General features: G+C 73.3%; 16 protein-coding genes. 4 read left to right on the forward strand and 12 right to left on the reverse strand.

Annotated features, from left to right (window positions below; all coding sequences use genetic code 11):
* From mug to KBY19_RS33305, 7 genes are all read right to left on the reverse strand, one after another.
* The coding region (gene mug / locus KBY19_RS33275; protein ID WP_210967323.1) for a G/U mismatch-specific DNA glycosylase at window positions 1–452 on the reverse strand (452 nt) is incomplete at its 3' end.
* A gap of 47 nt (window positions 453–499) precedes the next feature.
* Window positions 500–1,930, reverse strand: coding sequence for an adenylosuccinate lyase (gene purB / locus KBY19_RS33280; protein WP_099878228.1), 1,431 nt, complete (start codon window positions 1,928–1,930; stop codon window positions 500–502).
* Window positions 1,931–2,002: 72 nt separating this feature from the next.
* Window positions 2,003–2,815 (reverse strand): SGNH/GDSL hydrolase family protein, encoded by an 813-nt coding sequence (locus KBY19_RS33285; RefSeq protein ID WP_099878226.1) that lies wholly within the window; start codon window positions 2,813–2,815, stop codon window positions 2,003–2,005.
* An 82-nt stretch (window positions 2,816–2,897) separates the two neighbouring features.
* Window positions 2,898–3,908 carry a hemolysin family protein gene (locus KBY19_RS33290; RefSeq protein ID WP_099878223.1) on the reverse strand — a complete coding sequence of 337 codons (1,011 nt, stop codon included), beginning with the start codon at window positions 3,906–3,908 and terminating at the stop codon, window positions 2,898–2,900.
* Complete coding sequence (locus KBY19_RS33295) at window positions 3,905–5,266, reverse strand: hemolysin family protein (RefSeq protein ID WP_099878220.1); 1,362 nt, start codon at window positions 5,264–5,266, stop codon at window positions 3,905–3,907. The genes KBY19_RS33290 and KBY19_RS33295 overlap by 4 nt, the downstream gene beginning before the upstream one ends.
* Before the next feature lie 203 nt (window positions 5,267–5,469).
* On the reverse strand, window positions 5,470–5,895 hold the full coding sequence (locus tag KBY19_RS33300; protein WP_099886294.1) for a GNAT family N-acetyltransferase: 426 nt from the start codon (window positions 5,893–5,895) through the stop codon (window positions 5,470–5,472).
* Between the two features lie 75 nt (window positions 5,896–5,970).
* Window positions 5,971–6,867, reverse strand: a complete 897-nt coding sequence (locus tag KBY19_RS33305; RefSeq protein WP_210967324.1) for a TIGR03621 family F420-dependent LLM class oxidoreductase — start codon at window positions 6,865–6,867, stop codon at window positions 5,971–5,973.
* Window positions 6,868–7,012: 145 nt separating this feature from the next.
* On the opposite strand from KBY19_RS33305, the gene KBY19_RS33310 reads away from it, so the two are divergent.
* Together KBY19_RS33310 and KBY19_RS33315 are read left to right on the forward strand one after the other, a co-directional pair.
* On the forward strand, window positions 7,013–7,279 hold the full coding sequence (locus tag KBY19_RS33310; RefSeq protein ID WP_099878215.1) for a toxin-antitoxin system HicB family antitoxin: 267 nt from the start codon (window positions 7,013–7,015) through the stop codon (window positions 7,277–7,279).
* Window positions 7,276–7,647, forward strand: a complete 372-nt coding sequence (locus tag KBY19_RS33315; protein ID WP_099878211.1) for a fic family toxin-antitoxin system, toxin component — start codon at window positions 7,276–7,278, stop codon at window positions 7,645–7,647. Before KBY19_RS33310 ends, KBY19_RS33315 begins: the two co-directional genes overlap by 4 nt.
* A gap of 9 nt (window positions 7,648–7,656) precedes the next feature.
* Here KBY19_RS33315 and bioD read toward each other — a convergent pair whose 3' ends face one another.
* Genes bioD through bioB form a run of 3 tightly spaced genes read right to left on the reverse strand, consistent with a single transcriptional unit; the run spans window position 7,657 to window position 10,919 of the window.
* Window positions 7,657–8,412 carry a dethiobiotin synthase gene (gene bioD, locus KBY19_RS33320; RefSeq protein ID WP_099886293.1) on the reverse strand — a complete coding sequence of 252 codons (756 nt, stop codon included), beginning with the start codon at window positions 8,410–8,412 and terminating at the stop codon, window positions 7,657–7,659.
* 22 nt (window positions 8,413–8,434) lie between these two features.
* Complete coding sequence (locus tag KBY19_RS33325) at window positions 8,435–9,841, reverse strand: adenosylmethionine--8-amino-7-oxononanoate transaminase (protein ID WP_099878208.1); 1,407 nt, start codon at window positions 9,839–9,841, stop codon at window positions 8,435–8,437.
* On the reverse strand, window positions 9,834–10,919 hold the full coding sequence (gene bioB / locus KBY19_RS33330) for a biotin synthase BioB (protein WP_099878205.1): 1,086 nt from the start codon (window positions 10,917–10,919) through the stop codon (window positions 9,834–9,836). Before bioB ends, KBY19_RS33325 begins: the two co-directional genes overlap by 8 nt.
* Window positions 10,920–11,147: 228 nt before the next feature.
* Here bioB and KBY19_RS33335 point away from each other — a divergent pair, with 228 nt between their 5' ends.
* Both KBY19_RS33335 and KBY19_RS33340 read left to right on the forward strand, forming a co-directional pair.
* Window positions 11,148–12,308, forward strand: a complete 1,161-nt coding sequence (locus tag KBY19_RS33335) for an 8-amino-7-oxononanoate synthase (protein ID WP_099878202.1) — start codon at window positions 11,148–11,150, stop codon at window positions 12,306–12,308.
* 313 nt (window positions 12,309–12,621) lie between these two features.
* A complete protein-coding gene (locus KBY19_RS33340; protein WP_099878199.1) occupies window positions 12,622–13,053 on the forward strand; it encodes an ATP-binding protein in 432 nt (143 codons plus the stop codon).
* A gap of 22 nt (window positions 13,054–13,075) precedes the next feature.
* On the opposite strand, the gene KBY19_RS33345 is transcribed toward KBY19_RS33340, so the two are convergent.
* Both KBY19_RS33345 and KBY19_RS33350 read right to left on the reverse strand, forming a co-directional pair.
* Window positions 13,076–13,738 carry a GNAT family N-acetyltransferase gene (locus KBY19_RS33345; protein WP_099878196.1) on the reverse strand — a complete coding sequence of 221 codons (663 nt, stop codon included), beginning with the start codon at window positions 13,736–13,738 and terminating at the stop codon, window positions 13,076–13,078.
* A 33-nt stretch (window positions 13,739–13,771) separates the two neighbouring features.
* Entirely contained in the window at window positions 13,772–14,740 is a 969-nt protein-coding gene (locus KBY19_RS33350) for a DMT family transporter (protein ID WP_210967325.1), read from the reverse strand.
* Between the last annotated feature and the right edge of the window lie 40 nt (window positions 14,741–14,780).

A 14,780-nucleotide genomic window follows, 5' to 3' on the forward strand; every position in this document is an offset into this window, starting at 1 on the left:
GCGGGCGGCGTGTAGTGCGCGTTGAGCCCGCTGGGGTTGGGCAGCAGCCACACCGGCGCCCCGCCGACCAGCCGCTGCTGCGGGCCCACGGCGGCGGCCGGCTCGTCGAAGGCGGCGCGGTAGGCCGTTATGCCCAGCACCGCCAGCCAGTTCGGCCGCAGCCGCGCCACCTTCTCCGCCAGCAGCCGGCCGCCCTCGGCCAGCTCCTCGCGGGACAGCTCGTCGGCCCGCGCCGTCGCCCGGGCGACCACGTTGGTGATGCCCAGGCCGTACGCCAGCAGCTCCTGCTCCCCCAGGAGGAGCAGCCTGCGCGGGGTGAAGCCGGAGGCGTGCAGCGCGGGCCAGAACCGGTTGCCGGGGCGGGCGAAGTGGTGGCCCGTCGCCGCCGAGAGCAGGCCCGGATTGATGCCGCAGAACAGCACCCGCAGCCCCTCGGCGGCCACGTCGGGCACCACCCGGTCGCGGGCCGCCTCCAGCTCCTCCTTGGTCGACCGCGGACTCAGAGGATCGCTCCCGGACGGTAGGCGACGGCCTCGGGGTGCAGTTGGGCGACCTCCTGGACACGGCTGACGACCTCGGCCGTCTGCGCCGCCGCCGCACCGGTGAACGACAGCCGGTCCGCCATCAGCTCGCCCAGCGCGGTGCGGTCCAGCGGGATGCGCGAGTCGGCCGCCAGCCGGTCCAGCAGTTCGTTGTGCTCGGCGCCCTTGCGCATCGCCAGCGCGGAGGCGACCGCGTGTTCCTTGATCACTTCATGGGCGATCTCCCGGCCGACCCCGGCGCGCACGGCGCCCATCAGCACCTTCGTCGTCGCCAGGAACGGCAGGTAGCGGTCCAGCTCCCGCGCCACCACGGCCGGGAAGACGCCGAACTCGTCCAGCACCGTCAAGAAGGTCTCCAGCATCCCGTCGAACGCGAAGAACGCGTCGGGCAGCGCGACCCGGCGCACCACCGAGCAGGACACGTCGCCCTCGTTCCACTGGTCGCCCGCCAGCTCCCCGGCCATGGAGGCGTAGCCGCGCAGGATCACCATCAGGCCGTTGACGCGCTCGCAGGAGCGGGTGTTCATCTTGTGCGGCATCGCCGAGGAGCCGACCTGGCCCTCCTTGAAGCCCTCGGTGACCAGCTCCTGGCCCGCCATCAGCCGGATCGTCTTGGCCAGCGACGAGGGGGCACCGGCCAGCTGCACCAGCGCGGTGACCACCTCGTGGTCCAGCGAGCGCGGATAGACCTGCCCGACGGAGGTGAACACCCGGCCGAAGCCGAGGTGCTCGGCGATGCGGCGCTCCAGGTCGGTGAGCATCTCCTGGTCGCCGCCGAGCAGGTCCAGCATGTCCTGCGCGGTGCCGACCGGGCCCTTGATGCCGCGCAGCGGGTAGCGGCGCAGCAGCTCCTCCAGCCGCTCGAAGGCGACCAGCAGCTCGTCGGCGCCCGTCGCGAACCTCTTGCCCAGCGTGGTGGCCTGCGCCGCGACATTGTGCGAGCGGCCGGCCATCACCAGGGCCGCGTGCTCGCCCGCCAGCGTGCCCAGCCGGTGCAGCAGCGCCACCGTGCGGTCGCGTACCAGCTCCAGCGAGAGCCGGATCTGCAGCTGCTCGACGTTCTCCGTCAGATCGCGCGAGGTCATGCCCTTGTGCACATGCTCGTGCCCGGCCAGCGCGTTGAACTCCTCGATCCGCGCCTTCACGTCGTGCCGGGTGACCCTCTCGCGCTCCGCGATCGAGGCGAGGTCGACCTCCTCGACGACCCGCTCGTAGTCCGCCACCGCCTCGTCGGGCACGGTGATGCCCAGGTCCCGCTGGGCCTTGAGCACGGCGAGCCACAGCCGCCGCTCCAGCACGATCTTCGACTCGGGGGACCAGATACGGACCAGTTCCGGGGAGGCGTAGCGGGACGCCAGGACGTTCGGGATACGCGGCTTGTCACTCACGCCGCCCGAGTCTACGGGCCGCTGCGCGGAGCTGTGCCGCTGACCTGGCTGGTCACGCAGTGTCCGAACCTGCTAACGGTCGTAGGACACCGGCGCCAGCTCCGGCCGCTTGGGCGCCCGGCCGTCACCGGAGGAGCGGCCGGTCAGCCGCCGCCCGATCCAGGGCAGCAGGTGGACGCGGGCGAAACGCAGATCGGCTGCCCGGCGGGCGGTCCAGGAGGGCGGGGCGGCGGGCGGCAGCGGAGCGTTCCAGTCGGACTCGGCGGGCAGCCCGAGGCGCTGCCAGACGGCTTCCGCCACCCGCCGGTGGCCTTCGGCGGTGAGGTGCAGCCGGTCGTCGGCCCACATTCTGGGGTCGCCCAGCGCCTCGGAGGCGAAGAGGTCCACCACCACCGCGCCGTACCGGTCGGCCAGGCCCTCGATGAAGTCGAACAGGTGCTCCATCCGGGCCCGGTAGCGCTCCAGTACCGGGCCGCGGCGGCCGGGGCTGCGCATCAGCACCAGCGTCCCGCAGCTGGGCGCCAGCGTGGCGACGGACTCCTCCAGCAGCGCGCACACCCGCGCGGTGTCGCAGCCCGGCCGCAGTACGTCGTTGAGCCCGCCCACCAGCGTCACCAGATCGGCCCGCATCGCCGCGGCGGGCGCGACCTGGTCCGCGGTGATCTGTCCGATGAGCTTGCCGCGCACCGCGAGGTTGGCGTAGCGGAACTGTGGCTCCAGGGCGGCCAGCCGGCTCGCCAGCACGTCGGCCCAGCCCCGGTATGCGCCGCCGGGCAGCACATCCGACATGCCCTCGGTGAAGGAGTCGCCCAGGGCGACGAACGAGCGGAAGGCGGCGGGCGGTTGGGTGGATTCCGCGGGCGAGGCGGGTGCTGCACTGGTCACGGTCGCCCATGGTAGCCCGTTGCCCCGAGCAACGATCTCTCGCCCTCGGGGCAACGGTGCCGCCACCGGGCGGGCGGCGCTGCTACGCCTGGCCGACCAGCTCGCGCAGCACGTCCTCCATCGTCACCACACCCGTCGCCCGCCCGTCGGGGCCGGTGACGGCTGCCAGATGGGTGCCGCTGGAGCGCATCGCGCCCAGCACGTCGTCCAGCGGCAGCGAGGCGCGCACCCGGGCGATCGGACGCATCGCCGTCAGCGGGAACGGCGCCTCCCGGGGCGAGGCGTCCAGCGCGTCCTTGACGTGCAGATAGCCCAGCACCCGGCCGTCGTCGTCCACCACGGGGAAGCGGGAGAACCCGGACTCGGCCGAGAGGTTCTCCAGGCCCTCGGGCGTCACGCCGCGACCTGCCGTCACCACCTTGTGCAGCGGCTGCGCCACATCGCCGATCGGCCGCCTGCCCAGCTCCAGCGCGTCCCGGAGCCGTTCGGTGGAACGGTCGTCCAGCAGGCCCGCCTCACTGGAGTCCGCGACCATCTGCGCCAGGTCGTCGTCGGAGAACGCGGCCTCGACCTCGCTCCTGGGCTCGACCCGGATCAGCTTGAGGATGCCGTTGGCGAACGAGTTCACCGTGAAGATCACCGGGCGCAGCGCCCTCGTCAGTGCCACCAGCGGCGGACCCAGCAGCAGCGCTGCCCGCTCGGGCCCGGCCAGCGCGATGTTCTTCGGCACCATCTCGCCCAGCAGCATGTGCAGATAGGTGGCCAGCGACAGCGCGATCACGAAGGAGACGCCGTGCGCCACACCGTCCGGTACGCCCATCGCGTGGAAGACCGGCTCCAGCAGGTGGGCGATGGCCGGTTCGGCGACGACACCGAGCACCAGGGTGCACAGCGTGATGCCCAGCTGCGCCGCGGCCAGGATCTGCGCCACGTGCTCCAGGCCCCACAGCACCTTGCGGGCCTTCTTGTCGCCGTCCTCGGCCAGTGGCTCGATCTGGGCCCGCCGTACCGAGATCAGCGCGAACTCGGCGCCCACGAAGAACGCGTTGAGCACCAGGGTCAGGAACCCGATGAAGAGCTGGATCACCGTCATCGGTGTGCCTCCGCCCGGTCAGCGGCCTCGGACCCGGCCGGATCGTCCTGCGGCGCGGGCCCGTACAGCCGCACCTGTGCGGCGCGCCGTCCGGTCGCGTCCGTGACCTCCAGCCGCCAGCCGGCGACCGACACGGTGTCCCCGACGGCCGGGATGCGTCCCAGTTCGGTGGCGATCAGCCCGGCGAGCGTCTCGTACGGGCCCTCCGGGGCACGCAGCCCGATGCTCTCGACCTGGTCGGTACGGGCCGCGCCGTCCGCCACATAGAGGTGCCGGCCCTCCGCGTCCTGTCCGGCCGGCGCCAGATCGGGCGTCTCCAGCGGGTCGTGCTCGTCGCGGACCTCGCCGACGACCTCCTCGATGATGTCCTCCAGGGTGACGACACCTGCCGTGCCGCCGTACTCGTCGATGACGATCGCGATGCTGCGGTCCCCGCCCGAGAGCTGGTCCAGCAGCCGGTCCACGGTCAGCGACTCGGGCACCAGCAGCGGCTCGCGCATCAGATCGGTCACCGGGCGCAGCCGACGTTCGGCGGCGGGCACCGCCAGCACGTCCTTGATCCGCACGATGCCGACGACGGTGTCCAGGTTCCCCCGGTAGACGGGGAAGCGGGACAGCCCCGTGGCGCGGGTGGCGTTGGCGACGTCCTCCACCGTGGCCTGCACCTCCAGCGAGGTGACCTGCACCCGCGGCGTCATCACGTTCTCCGCCGTCAGCTCGGCCAGGTGCAGGGTGCGCACGAACAGATCGGCCGTGTCCTCCTCCAGCGCGCCCTCCTTGGCGGAGTACCGCGCCAGGGCCACGAGCTCCTGCGGGGAGCGGGCCGAGGCCAGCTCCTCGGTGGGTTCGAGCCCCATCCGCAGCAGTACCCGGTTGGCGGTGTTGTTCAGGTGGCGGATCAGCGGCCGGAAGGCGGCGGAGAAGACGCGCTGCGGTGTCGCCACCTTCCGGGCCACCGGCAGCGGCTTGGAGATCGCCCAGTTCTTCGGCACCAGCTCGCCGACCACCATCAGGACGACCGTCGAGAACCCCGTGCCGAGCACCAGGGCGACGGACGAGGAAGCCGAGGAGGGGACGCCGAGCGAGCGCAGCGGCCCGGCGATCAGCTTGGCGATGGACGGCTCGGCGAGCATACCGACGATCAGGTTGGTGACGGTGATGCCCAGCTGCGCGCCCGACAGCTGGAAGGTGAGGGAGCGCACGGCCGCCAGTGCGCTCTTCGCGCCCCGGTCGCCGCGCTGCTCGGCCCGCTCCAGTTCGCTGCGTTCGACGGTCGTCAAGGAGAATTCCGCCGCCACGAAGCCACCGCAGGCCAGCGACAGCAGCAGTGCCACCAACAGCAGCAGGACTTCCGTCATCGGCCCCTCACCTCCCTCCCATCGTGGGACAGGGGGCGCCGGTACGCGCGATGTCGGTTGCTACTACGGGGGCCACTACTGGGAGGGTCGCCCATGGGCGGACGCTCACACCTTTCGGATTCGATGACTCTGCCGGGCCTGCGGGAATGCGGGCCCGGCGATGTACAGCGTAAACGGACCGAGTGGCCGGCCGGTTCCTGAGCTCAGGAGACGAGTGTTTTCACCCAACGACTCCATTGGGGTTGCGGAGCGTAACCAGCGGCTTCCCACGCCCGGTGTGCCCGCTCGTTCGCGTCCAGCACCATCGCGTCGCCGCGCCGCCCGCCCAGCGCCGCGAACCGCTCCTCGGCGGCGGCCAGCAGGGCCCGGGAGACACCCTGCCGTCGCCGGGAGGGAGCCACCGCGAGCCGGTAGAGGGAGCAGCGCCAGCCGTCCCAGCCCGCGATGACGGTGCCGACCAGGTGTCCGTCCCACTCCGCCAGCAGCAGGGCCTCCGGGTCGCGGGCCAGCAGCCGCGCCACCCCGTCCCGGTCGTCGCTGACGCTGGTGCCCTCGGCGGCCTCCCGCCAGAAGGCCAGCACCGCCTCGATGTCCCGCTCGGCCGCGGCCCGTATCGAAAGATCGCTCATGGTCGGCATCCCAGCACGGCCCGCACCGCCGCTGCCACGCCGTTTCGCCTGCTGAACGGGTGGTGCCGGTGCTGGTCAGCTGCCGCCCAGCTCCTCCACCACCGGGGCGAACACGTCCATGAAGGGGTCGAGCACGGTGAAGTACGAGAAGCCGAAGCGCTCCCGGTGGGCGCGCAGCTGCTCGGCCATCTCCTTGGGGGAGCCCAGCAGGAGGGCCGGGTGCGCCAGCAGCTCCTCGTCGCTCATCCCCGGCCCGTACGGGCGCAGGCGCTCCAAGGCCTCGCCCGGGTCGGCGGTCTGCGCGACGTACTGGACCAGGTAGTTCAGCTCCGGCGGCTCGGCCCGGTCCTCGGCGAAGTCCATGGCCGCCCGGGTGCGCTCCTCCAGTTCCGCCGGGGAGATCAGCGCCATCGTGCCGTCCGGTTCGCCCGCCACCTGGCGACCGCCGGTGAAGGCCGCCACCGCGGCGGTGCGTGCCGCCAGCCTCAGTACGCGGTCCCCGTTGCCGCCGATCAACAGTGGCACCGGCTCCTGCACCGGGCGCGGCGTGTGCTCGGGGTCGGCCAGCAGCCGGGTCACCTCGGCGACCAGGTGCTCCAGATGGTCCACCCGGCCGCCCGGCGAGGACCACGGCAGGCCCGCCCTGTCGTGTTCGGCCTTCACATAGCCGGCGCCCAGCCCCAGCTCGAACCGGCCGCCCGAGAGCTGGTCGACGGTGACCACCTCGCGGGCCAGCAGCGCCGGATTCCAGAAACCGGCGTTGAGCACGAACGTGCCCAGCCGGGGCCGCTCGGTGACCTCGGCGGCAGCCGCGAGTGCCGGGAAGGGGGCGGACATGCCGAGGTGGTCGGCCACATGGACGGTGTCGTAGCCCTGTTCCTCGGCTCGCCGGCAGCGCTGCCGGAACTCCTCGCCAGAGCCGAAGCTCACCATGTTGACACCGAAACGGAACGGCCGTACGGGACCTGACATGCCAAGCCTCCCTGGGGGGCGCCGAGTTGGCGTCGGTGAGCGGTCGGAGCCCTGATCCTAGGAGGGCCGGCGCCCCCCGGGCCACGGGGCGGTGCCGCGACCCGGCGCCTGTTCACTGCTAGCGGAACGGTGCTAGCGTGGTGGTGTGGCGAAGACACAGATGAACGTCCGCGTCGACGAGGCGACGGCGCAGGCCGCCAGAGAGCGTGCGCTGGCCCGCGGTGTGAGCGTCAACCGGTACATCGAGGAGCTGGTCCAGCGGGACGCGGCCGAGGTGGGCCGCTCCTTCGTGGACGCGGCCGCCGACTTCATGAAGAGCTACGAAGCGGTCTTCGCCGAGGAGTTCGACACCGCGCCCGGCGAGCGCGGCGGCACGAGCGGGAGCGGGACCGGAAGCCTGCCCGCGGCGTGACCGTACGCATCGACCTCGCCTGGCTGCTCATCCTGGCGGAGGAGAAGACCCCCGGCGACCCACGCGTCACCGACTACGGTGCCCTGGTCGCCGCTGTCAGCCGCCACGAAGCCGCCATATTCGGCCGCCCCGTCTACGCCGAACCGTACGACCGCGCCGCCGCGCTGCTGCAGCTCCTGCTGCATGTGCCGGCCCTGGAGCGCTCCAACGCCCTGTTCGCCTCCGCCGTGGCCTACGGCTACCTCGTCGCCGGCGGACTGAAGGTGGTCACCTCGCCGGAGCGGATCCGCGACCTGGCGAGGCTCGTCAAGGACGGCACCGCCGACCTCGACGCCATCGCTGCGGAGCTGCGCAGCTGGACCCTGTGAGGGAGCCGCTCAGCCCGCTGCGGCCGGTACCGTCGCCGTGCCGCCCAGCTCAGGTGTCAGCCAGCCCGGCGCCGCCGCGCTGAACCGTGCCGGCGGCAGCGCACCGGCCCCCTCGGGGACGGCGCCCAGCAGCGGCAGCCCCGAGTACCGCGGCAGGTCGGCGAGGTTGCAGCGCTCCGCGAGCCCCGGCGTCGCCGGCATGCTGCCGATCACCGTCCCCGCGCACTCCACCCGCCGGGCCCGCAGCGCCTCGGCGGTCAGCGTCGCCGTGTTCAGCGTCCCCAGCCCCGCCTGGACGACGACCAGCACGGGCGCGGCCAGCAGCCGCGCAGCGTCCGCCAGGGTCGAGCCGTCGTCGTCGAAGCGCACCAGCAGTCCGCCCGCGCCTTCGACCAGCACCAGGTCGTGCGAGGCGGCCAGCTTCTCGGCCGCCTCCGCGACCTGGTGCGCCGACACGTACGGCAGGTCCGCGCGCCGGGCCGCCGTCTCCGGCGCCAGCGGCTCGGGGTACCGCGCCAGTTCGGCGCCGGTCATCGCGTCCGGCACCGCCCCGCCACCGCCGGCCAGCCGCAGCACCTCGGCCACATCCCCCGGCTCGTCGGCGGCCACCCCCGTCTGGGCGGGCTTGAGCACGGCAACCGAGCGGCCGGCGCGCAGTGCGCACGCGGCCACCGCTGCCGTGGTCACCGTCTTGCCGATCTCCGTCCCGGCCCCGGAGACGCACAGCACGCCGCCCCCACCCGGCAGATCGGACGTCCTCCACATGTTCGGCATCCTCGGCCTCCCGTCAGCCTTCCCGGGCCGCCGCGCACATCGCGGCGGCGATCCGTGCGACGTCCTCGTCGTCGGTGACGTACGGCGGCATGGCGTAGACCATGTCGCGGAACGGCCGCAGCCACACCCCGGCCCGTACGGCGGCGCGGGTCGCGGCCGCGAGGTCCACCTCGTGGTCCAGGCGTACGACACCGATCGCGCCCAGCACGCTGACCTCCCGCACCCCCGGCAGTTCGGTGGCGCCGGCCAGCCCGGCGCGCAGGCCGTCGCCCACCCGCCGCACCTGGGCCCGCCAGTCCTGCGACAGCAGCAGATCCAACGAGGCACCCGCTATCGCCGCGGCCAACGGGTTGCCCATGAACGTCGGTCCGTGTGCCAGCACCGGCACCGACCCCGCCGCGATCCCCCGCGCCACGCGCGGCGTGCACAACGTGGCGGCCATCGACACATAGCCGCCGGTCAACGCCTTGCCGACACACATCACGTCGGGAGTCACCCCGGCGTGCTCGGCGGCGAACAGCTCTCCGGTGCGGCCGAACCCGGTGGCGATCTCGTCCAGCACCAACAGCACATCGTGCGCGTCGCACACCTCGCGCAGCGCCCGGACGTACCCGGGGGAGTGGAACCGCATCCCGCCCGCGCCCTGCACCACCGGCTCGACGATGACGGCGGCCAGTTCGTGCGCGTGCTGCCCGATCACCTCCCGCAGGTGCGCCAGATACGCCTCGTCGGGCTCCGCGGCGAAGCCGGAGGGCGGCGCCTGGGCGAACACCTGCACCGGCAGCGCGCCCGACCACAGCTGGTGCATACCGCCCTCGGGGTCGCACACCGACATCGGCTGCCAGGTGTCCCCGTGGTAGCCGCCCCGCCAAGTCAGCAGTCGCCGCTTCTCCGGGCGGCCCAGCGAACGCCAGTGCTGGAGGCACATCTTGACCGCCACCTCGACGGCGACCGAACCCGAGTCGGACAAGAAGACGTGCTCCAGATCGCCGGGAGCGATCTCGGCGAGCCGGGCGGCCAGCCGTACGGCGGGCTCATGGGTGAGCCCGCCGAACATCACATGGCTCATCCGGCCGAGTTGGCCGCGGGCGGCCTCATTGAGCACCGGGTGGTTGTAGCCGTGGATGGCCGACCACCAGGACGACATGCCGTCCACCAGCTCCCGCTGCCCGTGCGCCGCCTCGGCCAGCCGCAGCCGTACCCCTGAGGCGGACTCCACCACCAGCGGCTCGGTGCTGCCCGGCATCGGCGCGTACGGGTGCCACACGTGCTGCCGGTCCAGCGCGAGCAGTTGCCTGGTGCTCCCGGTGCTCCCGGTGCTCCCGGTGGTGTCGGCGGCCACCGCGGCGTCGGCCGCGCCCGGCTCGTCATGCTCACCCGGTGCGCCGGGCGCTGCTGTCGCGGTGGTGCGCTCAGGCATTGGGCGGCAGCTCCGTCCCCGCACCCCGCAGCCGTACGGCGACCCGCTCATGGGGGTGTGCCGTCTCCTGCCGCCGGTGGTCCGGCAGCGTGGTCTCCTCGGTGCCCTCGACCTCGAAGCCGGAGTCGGCGATCATCTCCAGGTCGGCCTTGCCCGCCTGGCCCTCGCTGGTGAGATAGTCGCCGAGGAAGAGGGAGTTGGCCAGGTGCAGCGCCAGCGGCTGCAGCGAGCGCAGATGCACCTCGCGTCCGGCTGCCAGCCGCACCTCCACATCCGGACAGACGAACCGCACCATGGCCAGGATGCGCAGCGCACGCTGCGGCGTGAGGTTCCACTGCTCGGCCAGCGGCGTGCCCTCGAACGGCAGCAGGAAGTTGACCGGCACCGAGTCCGCGTCCAGCTCCCGCAGCGAGAACGCCACGTCGACCAGGTCCTCGTCCGTCTCACCCATCCCCGCGATCAGCCCCGAGCACGGCGAGAGCCCGGCACCCCGCGCCTGCTTGACGGTCTCCACCCGGTCCTCGTACGTGTGCGTGGTGCAGATGTCGCCGTAGGTGGCCTCGGACGTGTTGAGGTTGTGGTTGTAGGCGTCGGCCCCCGCCGTGCGCAGCCGCTCGGCCTGCCCCTCGGAGAGCAGGCCGAGGCAGGCGCACACCTCGACGCCCTCGTTGCGGTCCTTGATGGCCTCGATCGTCCGGGAGACCCGGTCGATGTCACGGTCGGTGGGGCCGCGCCCGCTGGCCACCACGCAGACCCGCTTGGCGCCGCCCCGCACCCCGGCCGCCGCGGCGTCGGCCGCCTCCTCGGGCTTGAGCCAGCTGTACTTGAGGATGCCGGCCTCGGAACCGAGCCGCTGAGAGCAGTACGAGCAGTCCTCCGGGCACAGGCCGGACTTGAGGTTCACCAGATAGTTGAGTTTGACCCGCTTCCCGAACCACCGGCGGCGCACCTTCCCGGCAGCCGCCACCACATCGAGCAGGTCGTCATCCGTGGTACGCAGCACCGCCAGTGCCTCGTCCCGCGTGGGTGTCTCGCCGCGGAGCCCCTTGTTCACCAGTGAGTTCAGCAGGTCGTCCATGGGCACGATCCTTGCCCATGCGACCCTGCCGGGTAATGGAGGAAGCCTACAAGACCGCTTGAGCGAGGTGTGGATGTTGTCACACGTCGACCTTCGTCATGGCACGTTAGGTTCTATTGACTGCCTACAAACGACCGGTACAGCCCCCAACCGTGCATCCCAGGCCGCGCGAAAGCCCGGGCGCCCCGGCGGCCCGGTGTGACGACGCGGGTGACGAAGAGAGCCCCCATGTCCCAGGACCCCTTCGCATGGACCGCCGCGGCGCTGGAGACGCGCCGGGCCGCAGGGCTGCTGCGCACCCTGGTGCCGCGGCCCGCCGACTCCCCGCTGCTCGATCTGGCCGGCAACGACTACCTCGGCCTCTCCCGGCACCCCGAGGTGGTCCACGCCGCCGCCGAAGCGGCCCGGCACTGGGGCGCCGGCGCGAGCGGCTCCCGTCTGGTGACCGGCTCCACCGAACTGCACGCCCGACTGGAGACGGAACTGGCCGCCTTCTGCGGCTTCGAGGCGGCCCTCGTCCTCTCCTCCGGGTACGCCGCCAACCTCGCCGCGGTCACCGCGCTCACCAACGCGCCGGGCGGCGGCGGCCTGATCGTCTCCGACGCCCACAACCACGCCTCACTGATCGACGGCTGCCGCCTCTCCCGCGCCCGCAGGGCCGTCGCCGCGCACGCGGACCCCGAGGCGGTGGCCAAGGAACTGCAGGCGCACACGGGCGAGGGGCCCGCCCTGGTCGTCACCGACTCCGTCTTCTCCGTCGACGGGAACGCGGCCCCGCTGGCCGCGCTCGCCTCCGTCTGCGCCCCGGCGGGCGCCGGGCTGCTCGTCGACGACGCACACGGTCTCGGGGTGCTCGGCGAGGGCGGCCGGGGCGCACCGTACGCGGCGGGGCTCGCGGGCACCCCCGGCACGGTGGTGACGGTCACCCTGTCCAAGTCGCTGGGCAGCCAGGGCGGCGCCGTCCTGGGGCCGGCGCACGTCATCGCGCACCTGGTCAACACCGCGCGGACCTTCATCTTCGACACCGGGCTGGCACCCGCCGCGGCGGGCGCCGCACTGGGTGCGCTGCGGCTGCTGCGCCGCGAACCCGAACGCGCGACGCGCACCCGTGCCGTCGCCACCGAACTGCACACCCGGCTCACCGCGGCCGGATTGGACGCCACCCGGCCCGACGCGGCCGTCGTCTCGGTGCGGGCCCCCTCGCCGCAGGCCGCGGTGCGGTGGGCCGCCGACTGCCGCAGCGCGGGCATCCACGTCGGCTGCTTCCGTCCGCCGTCCGTCCCCGACGGAGTCTCCCGCCTGCGGCTGACCGCCCGCGGCGACCTGTCCCCGGCGGTCCTCGCCCGGGCGGCGGACACGGTGATCGCCACGGCACCCCGCACGGCCTGAGCCGCCAGGCCGGCGGCACTCCGTCCCCGCGGACGGCGTGCCCTCCCCGGGCGTGGGCCCGATACGTCGGGGCCGGGGCCAAAACGGTCCCGGCCCCGCAGAGTTCACCGCTTCGGGCGACAGAACCGCGCGCAGGCAGGGGGATCGGCCGCACGGCGCCGCCAGGAGTGGCACTCTGTCGCGCAGCGGTTCCGGGACGCCCTCCGCCCCTTCGAAAGCGCGGATGCGAAAACGCGGATTCGAAAGCGCGGAGCGTGTGCCCGCTGCCGCGCGACGGAGGAGCCAACGGCCCCGGGAAAGGGACGGCCTCGCCATGGCAGACCACCAGGAAGCGACGATCACCCTGCCGAGCGTGCCCGCTTCCGTCGCCGCCGCCCGCAGACATGTCACGGAAAAGCTGCGCGCCTGGGGCCTGCCGGCGGAAGCGGACACCATGGAGACGCTGCGCCTGATCGTCTCCGAACTCGCCACCAACGCCGTCCAGCACACCTTCGGCAGATCACCCACCTTCACGGTCGATCTACGGCTGGAGGAGACCGAGCGGCTGAGTCTGGGCGTCACCGACAGCCACCCCGGCCGCCCCCGCAGGCTCCCGGCCGCCGTACAGCAGGACAACGGACGCGGATTGGTGATCATCCGTACCCTCACTGCCGAGTCCGGCGGCCGGATGCGGGTCGTGCCCGCGCCCGGCGGCGGCAAGACCGTCCAAGTGGAACTCCCCTGGCTGCCGGTGCCCACGGGGTGACCGCGGCCCGGCCCCGGCCGGTTCAGCGCGGAGACTCCTCCGGCGAGAGCAGCACCTCCGCACCGACGGGTACGAAGCCCGCCGCGAGGAACGCCCGCAGGCTCGCCGCGTTGCCCGGCGCCACCTGCGCCCACAGCGTCTCGTCCGCCGGTACGAGGGCCCGCGCGGCGGCGGCCAGCGCGCGGCCCAGCCCCAGGCCGCGGGCCGTGTGGTCGACATCGACGGCCACCTCCCAGCGGTCCGCCACCCCGCGTCCGGTCAGCACCGTGCCGCCGCCGGAGGCCGTCCAGACCCGGACGTCCGCGCGGTGGGCGAGCGCTCTGACCACTCGCGGGTGCGACTGGTCGCGGGTCTCCACCAACCCGCTGACGAACGCCGGGTCGTGGACGGCGGTACCGGCCTCCGGCGGAAGGGCGAGCAGCACGTCGATGCTGTCCGCCCTCCGGCCGGTACGGGCGCACAGCGCCGTGAGGAACGGCGGTCCGAGCGGAGCGCCGAGGTCGTCCGGCGGCAGGTGGTGCCGTATCCACTCCGGTGGCAGGTCGGCGAAGACGAACGAGTGCCCGGTCAGTGCGAGCACGCCCGCATCGCGGGGTGCGGGCTGCGGCAGCACGGTCGTGCCACCGTCGGGAGGCGGGAACTCGCCCCGGGCGGCGGCCTCGAGGATCTTCGCCAACTCGTCCACCCGCCGGAGCCTAGGCGGTCCGTCCGCCGGTGCCTAGGCGGTCCGCGCCGTCTCGGCTCGGGTCAGGAACGCCACGGCTGTCAGCAGTACCAGCGTGCCCGCCAGCATCGGCAGGGTCAGCCGCTCCCCGAGCAGCCCGACGGCGAGCACCGCGGCGCTGACCGGCTCGATCAGCATCACCACCGAAGCGGTGGCGGCCCGCACGACGGCGGCACCCGCGAAGTACAGCGGGTACGCCAGAGCCGTGGGCACCGCCGCCACGTACAGCAACAGCACCACCACCCGTACCAGTTCACCGGAGTGCGGGAGAGCCCCCTCGGCCAGTGCGAACGGGAGCAGCACAACGGCGCCCACCCCGAACGACCATGCGGTGAGGGTGAAGGAGCTCTCCCGCGGACCCGAGCTGCCCACCCATCGGGCGAGCACCATGGAGACGGCGAAGGCGGCCGCGGACAGCAGGGCGAGGGCGACACCGCCGGGCCGTACCCCGCCGCTGCCGTCGCCCAGCACCAGGACGGCGAGCCCGGTCAGCGCCGCGCCCACGGCGGCCGTACCGCCCCGGCCCAGCCGTTCGCCCAGCGCCGTCCAGGCGCCCAGTGCCACGAACACCGGGGCCGCGCCCAGCGTCACGATCGTGGCGACCGCCACTCCGGTCGCCGGTACGGCGGCGAAGTAGGCGGTCTGGAAGACGGCCAGACACAGCCCGGTCGACAAGCGCAGCACGAATCTGGACCGGGGGAGGGCAGGGCGCAGCCGCGGCACCGCGGTCGCCCCGCGCGGACGCAGCCACAGCAGCAGGACGCGCCCTGTGAGCAGCAGCGTCAGCCCGCTGACATAGCGCCAGAAGGACACCGCGAGCGGGCCCAGGTCGCTGGAGGAGAAGACGAGGTCGACGGCCGCGCCCGTGGTGCCCCAGGTGGCACCGGCGGCGGCGAGGAAGAGCAGGCCACGCCCGACGGGCAGGCCGCAGGAGCCGGAAGAACCGGCGGAAGAAGTCGGCACGAATGCGCTCCGCGTAAGGAGGGGTCGAATGGTGGTCCCG

The organism is Streptomyces sp. B15, from assembly GCF_018070605.1.
Lineage (GTDB): Bacteria > Actinomycetota > Actinomycetes > Streptomycetales > Streptomycetaceae > Streptomyces > Streptomyces smyrnaeus.